Origin of the sequence: Mesorhizobium sp. M4A.F.Ca.ET.020.02.1.1 (assembly GCF_004022645.1) — a bacterium.
GTDB lineage: Bacteria > Pseudomonadota > Alphaproteobacteria > Rhizobiales > Rhizobiaceae > Mesorhizobium.
Window position 1 is genome coordinate 1 of the sequence record NZ_RZOI01000402.1, and the last position, 5,551, is coordinate 5,551.

2 protein-coding genes are annotated in these 5,551 nt (G+C 65.2%); both read right to left on the bottom strand.

What is annotated here, in order from left to right; translation table 11 throughout:
- Positions 1 to 788 (bottom strand): glutamate synthase subunit beta (locus EN742_RS22350; protein WP_148670193.1); only part of this gene is annotated, 788 nt, incomplete at its 3' end.
- Between the two features lie 142 nt (positions 789 to 930).
- Positions 931 to 5,551, bottom strand: a 4,621-nt coding sequence (gene gltB / locus EN742_RS22355) for a glutamate synthase large subunit (protein ID WP_128333282.1), incomplete at its 5' end; no start/stop codon positions are given.

Here is a 5,551-nt window from a genome sequence, read left to right on the forward strand (position 1 = left end):
AGATAGGGCATGGCGTCATGCACGCCACCGAGATCGTCGCCCGGGATGTTGGCGGCGCGCGGCGCTTCCGAGCCGCCGCAATAGAGCACCGCGTCATGTTCGGCGAGCAGTTCGGCGACAGGCTTGTCGACGCCGACGTTGACGCCGCAATGGAAGGTCACGCCCTCGCCCTGCATCTGCTCGATGCGGCGGTCGATATAGTGCTTCTCGATCTTGAAGTCCGGGATGCCGTAGCGCATCAGCCCGCCCGGACGACTCTCGCGCTCATAGACGTGCACGTCATGGCCGGCGCGGCCGAGCTGCTGGGCCGCCGCCATGCCGGCCGGGCCGGAGCCGATGACGGCGACGCGCTTGCCGGTCTTCTTCTCCGGCGGATAGGGCCGGATATGGCCGGTCTCGTAGGCCTTGTCGGCGATCGCCTGCTCGACCGTCTTGATGGCGACCGGAATGTCCTCGAGGTTCAGCGTGCAGGCTTCCTCGCACGGCGCAGGGCAGATGCGGCCGGTGAATTCCGGGAAGTTGTTCGTCGAATGCAGGTTGCGGATCGCATTGTCCCAGTCGCCATTGTAGACGAGGTCGTTCCAGTCGGGGATCTGGTTGTGGATCGGGCAGCCGGTCGGCCCGTGGCAGAACGGAATGCCGCAATCCATGCAGCGCGCGGCCTGCTTCTCGACCTCCTTGTCCGACATCGGCAGCGTGAATTCGCGGAAATGCCGGATGCGGTCGGAGGCCGGCTGGTACTTGTGCACCTGCCGGTCGATCTCAAGAAACCCTGTTACCTTGCCCATAGTCCAGTCCCTGCTGTCCGAAGGCACGCACTTGTCGGCGCACCCGTTAACCCCATAAGGCCGCCATGGCAACCGCAGTCCGGGGTCAGGATTGTTGGTGAGGATGGCGGCCGGAGATCCATCTCTCCGGCCCGTCCAATGCTTATTCGGCCGCCACGCTCATGCGCATGCGTTCCATCTCGATCAGCGCGCGGCGATACTCGACCGGCATGATCTTGCGGAATTTCGGCCGGAACGCCGCCCAGTTGTCGAGGATTTCACGGCCGCGCGCGGACCCCGTGTAATGGACGTGGTTCGAGATCAGCTGGTAGAGCCGCTCCTCGTCATGGCTGGTCATGTCGCCGGATACGTCGACACGTCCCTTATGGTCGAGGTCGCCGCCGTGATGGAGCAGCTTCTCCATCAGATCGTCCTCTTCCGGCACCGGCTCCAGCTCGACCATCGCCATGTTGCAGCGTTCGGCGAAATCGCCCTTCTCGTCGAGCACATAGGCGACGCCGCCCGACATGCCGGCGGCGAAGTTGCGCCCCGTTTTGCCGAGCACGACGACGATGCCGCCGGTCATGTATTCGCAGCCATGGTCGCCGACGCCTTCGACTACTGCCGCGACGCCCGAATTGCGCACCGCGAAGCGCTCGCCGGCGACGCCGGCGAAATAGGCTTCGCCCTCGGTGGCGCCGTAAAGCACCGTATTGCCGACGATGATGGAGTCAGCCGCGACGATCTTGGCCTCTTCCGGCGGGCGGATGACGATACGGCCGCCCGACAGGCCCTTGCCGACATAGTCATTGCCGGCGCCGACCAGCTCGAACGAGACGCCCCGCGCCAGGAAGGCGCCGAAGGATTGGCCGGCGGTGCCGGTAAGCTTCACCTGGATCGTGTCCTCGCGCAGCCCCTTGTGCTTGAAGCGCTTGGCCACTTCGCCCGACAGCATCGCGCCCGCCGAACGGTCGACGTTGCGGATCGGCAGCTCGATGGAGACGGCCTGCTTGGCTTCCAGGGCCGGCTTGGCCAGCTCGATCAGCTTGCGGTCGAGCACGTCGTCGATCGGGTGCTTCTGGCGCTCGGTCCAGTGCACCGCCTCGTGCGGCGCGTCCGGCTTGAAGAACATCTTGCCGAAATCGAGCCCGCGCGCCTTCCAGTGCTGGATTACGTCGCGCTTCTCCAGAAGATCGGTGTCGCCGATGATCTGGTCGAGATGGGTGAAGCCCATTTCGGCGAGCAGCGCGCGCACCTCTTCCGCCACATAGAAGAAGAAGTTGATGACGTGCTCGGGCGTGCCCTTGAAGCGCTTGCGCAGCACCGGGTCCTGCGTCGCCACGCCGACCGGGCAGGTATTGAGGTGGCACTTGCGCATCATGATGCAGCCGGCCGCGATCAGCGGCGCGGTCGAGAAGCCGAACTCGTCGGCGCCGAGCAGCGCGCCGATGATGACGTCGCGCCCGGTGCGCAGGCCGCCGTCGACCTGCAGCGCCACGCGCGACCTGAGGCCGTTGAGCACCAGCGTCTGATGCGTCTCGGCGAGGCCCATTTCCCACGGGCTGCCGGCATGCTTGAGCGAGGTCAGCGGCGAAGCGCCGGTGCCGCCGTCATAGCCCGAGATGGTGATGTGGTCGGCGCGCGCCTTGGCAACGCCGGCCGCGACCGTGCCGACGCCGACCTCCGACACCAGCTTGACCGAGACGTCGGCCGCCGGGTTGACGTTCTTCAGGTCGTAGATGAGCTGCGCCAGATCCTCGATCGAATAGATGTCGTGGTGCGGCGGCGGCGAGATCAGGCCGACGCCGGGCGTCGAATGCCTGACCTTGGCGATGGTCGCGTCGACCTTGTGTCCGGGCAGCTGTCCGCCCTCGCCGGGCTTGGCGCCCTGCGCGACCTTGATCTGCATGACGTCCGAGTTGACGAGATATTCCGCCGTCACGCCGAATCGTCCTGATGCAACCTGCTTGATCGCCGAACGCTCCGGGTTCCTGCCGCCGCCGGGCAGCGGCAGGTAGCGGTCGGCCTCTTCGCCGCCCTCGCCGGTGTTCGACTTACCGCCGATGGCGTTCATGGCGCGCGCCAGCGTCGTGTGCGCTTCCCTGGAGATCGAGCCGAACGACATCGCCCCGGTCGAGAAGCGCTTGACGATCTCCGCCGCCGGCATGACCTCGTCGAGCGCGACCTTCTTGCGTCCAGTCTCCTCGGCGAGCCTGATCTTGAATAGGCCTCGGATGGTCTGGGCGCGGGCCGTCTCGCTGTCGATCTGCGCGGAATAATCCTTGAACGTATCCCATGACCCCTGGCGCACCGCATGCTGCAGGGTGGCGACCGCGTCCGGCGACCACATATGCGCCTCGCCGCGCATGCGGAACATGTACTCGCCGCCGACCTCCAGGCTGCTGCGCAGCACCGGATCGTTGCCGAAGCCGTCGGTGTGGCGGCTGATCGTCTCGGCCGCGATCTCGTCCAGCCCGACGCCCTCGATCAGCGTCGCGGTGCCGGTGAAGTACTTCTCGACGAAATCCGACTTCAGCCCGATGGCGTCGAAGATCTGCGCGCCGCAATAGGACTGGTAGGTGGAGATGCCCATCTTGGACATCACCTTGAGGATGCCCTTGCCGATCGACTTGATGTAGCGCGAAACCACTTCGTAAGCGTCGACCTCCTCCGGCAGTTCGCCGCGCTTGTGCATGTCGAGCAGCGTGTCGAAGGCGAGGTACGGATTGATCGCTTCGGCGCCGTAGCCGGCGAGGCAGCAGAAATGATGCACCTCGCGCGGTTCGCCGGATTCGACGACCAGGCCGACCGAGGTGCGCAATCCCTTGCGGATCAGGTGGTGATGCACCGCTGCCGTTGCGAGCAGCGCCGGAATGGCGATGCGGTCCGGCCCGAGCTGGCGATCGGACAGGATGATGATGTTGTAGCCGCCGGCGACCGCCGCTTCGGCGCGCTCGCAGAGCCGGTCGATGGCGCCCTGCATGCCAGCGGCATTCTCGTTCGCACCGTAGGTGATGTCGATCGTCTTGGTGTCGAAACGGTCCTCGGTGTGGCCGATCGAGCGGATCTTCTCGAGATCGCCATTGGTCAGGATCGGCTGGCGCACCTCGAGCCGCTTGCGGCGCGAATTGCCGACAAGGTCGAAGATGTTCGGCCGCGGTCCGATGAACGACACCAGGCTCATCACCAGTTCCTCGCGGATCGGGTCGATCGGCGGGTTGGTGACCTGGGCGAAGTTCTGCTTGAAATAGGTGTAGAGAAGCTTCGACTTGTCCGACATCGCCGAGATCGGCGTGTCGGTGCCCATCGAGCCGACCGCTTCCTGGCCGGTTGTGGCCATCGGCGCCATCAAAAGCTTGGTGTCTTCCTGGCTGTAGCCGAATGCCTGCTGGCGATCGAGCAGGCTGACATCCTTGCGCAGCGCGCGCGGCTCGACCGGCTTCAGGTCTTCCAGGATGAGCTGCGTGTTGGCGAGCCAGTTCTTGTAGGGATGCCTGGTCGCGATCTCCGATTTGATCTCCTCGTCGGAAACGATGCGGCCCTTGGCGAGGTCGATCAGCAGCATGCGGCCGGGCTGCAGCCGCCACTTCTGGACGATCCTTTCCTCAGGCACCGGCAGCACGCCGGCCTCGGACGCCATGATGACGCGGTCGTCGTCGGTGACGATGTAGCGCGCCGGGCGCAGACCGTTGCGGTCGAGCGTGGCGCCAATCTGGCGGCCATCGGTGAACACGACCGCCGCCGGCCCGTCCCACGGCTCCATAAGTGCCGCGTGGTACTCGTAGAAGGCCTTGCGGTCGGCGTCCATGAGCTTGTTGCCGGCCCAGGCTTCCGGGATCAGCATCATCATGGCGTGGCTGAGGCTGTACCCGCCCTGGAACAGGAATTCGAGCGCATTGTCGAAGCACGCCGTGTCCGACTGGCCTTCATAGGAGATCGGCCAGAGCTTCGAAATGTTGTTGCCGAACAGTTCGGAATCGACCGAGGCCTGGCGGGCCGCCATCCAGTTGTTGTTGCCGCGCACCGTGTTGATCTCGCCATTGTGCGCGACCATGCGGTAGGGATGCGCCAGCTTCCACGACGGGAAGGTGTTGGTCGAGAAACGCTGGTGGACGAGGATCAGCGCGGTCTCGAAGCGCGGATCGCTGAGGTCCCTGTAGTAGGCCCCGACCTGATAGGCCAGGAACATGCCCTTGTAGACGAGGGTGCGCGCCGACAGCGACACGCAATAGGCGCCGATGTCCTTGTTGTCGTTTTCGGCGTAGATGCGGCCCGATATCACCTTGCGCAGCAGATAGAGTCTGGCCTCGTACTCCTCGTCATCGGTGATGTCGGGCGTGCGGCCGATGAAGACCTGCCGATGAAACGGCTCGGACGCCACGATATCCGGCGCCTTCGACAGCGACGAATTGTCAACGGGCACGTCACGGAAGCCTAGCAGCGGCAGCCCCTCGGACTGCGCCGATTCGATGATGATATCCTCGATATGGGCGCGCAGCGCCGCGTCTTGCGGCATGAACCAGTGTCCGACACCGTACTGGCCCGCCGGCGGCAGTTCGATGCCCTGGGCCGCCATCTCCTCGCGGAAGAAGCGGTCGGGAAGCTGCACCAGCACGCCGGCGCCATCGCCCACGAGCGGGTCGGCGCCGACGGCGCCGCGATGCGTCAGGTTCTCCAGCACGGCAAGGCCGTCCTTGACGATCTGGTGCGATTTCACGCCCTTCATGTTGACGATGAACCCGACGCCGCAAGCGTCGTGCTCGTTGCGCGGATCGTAAAGGCCC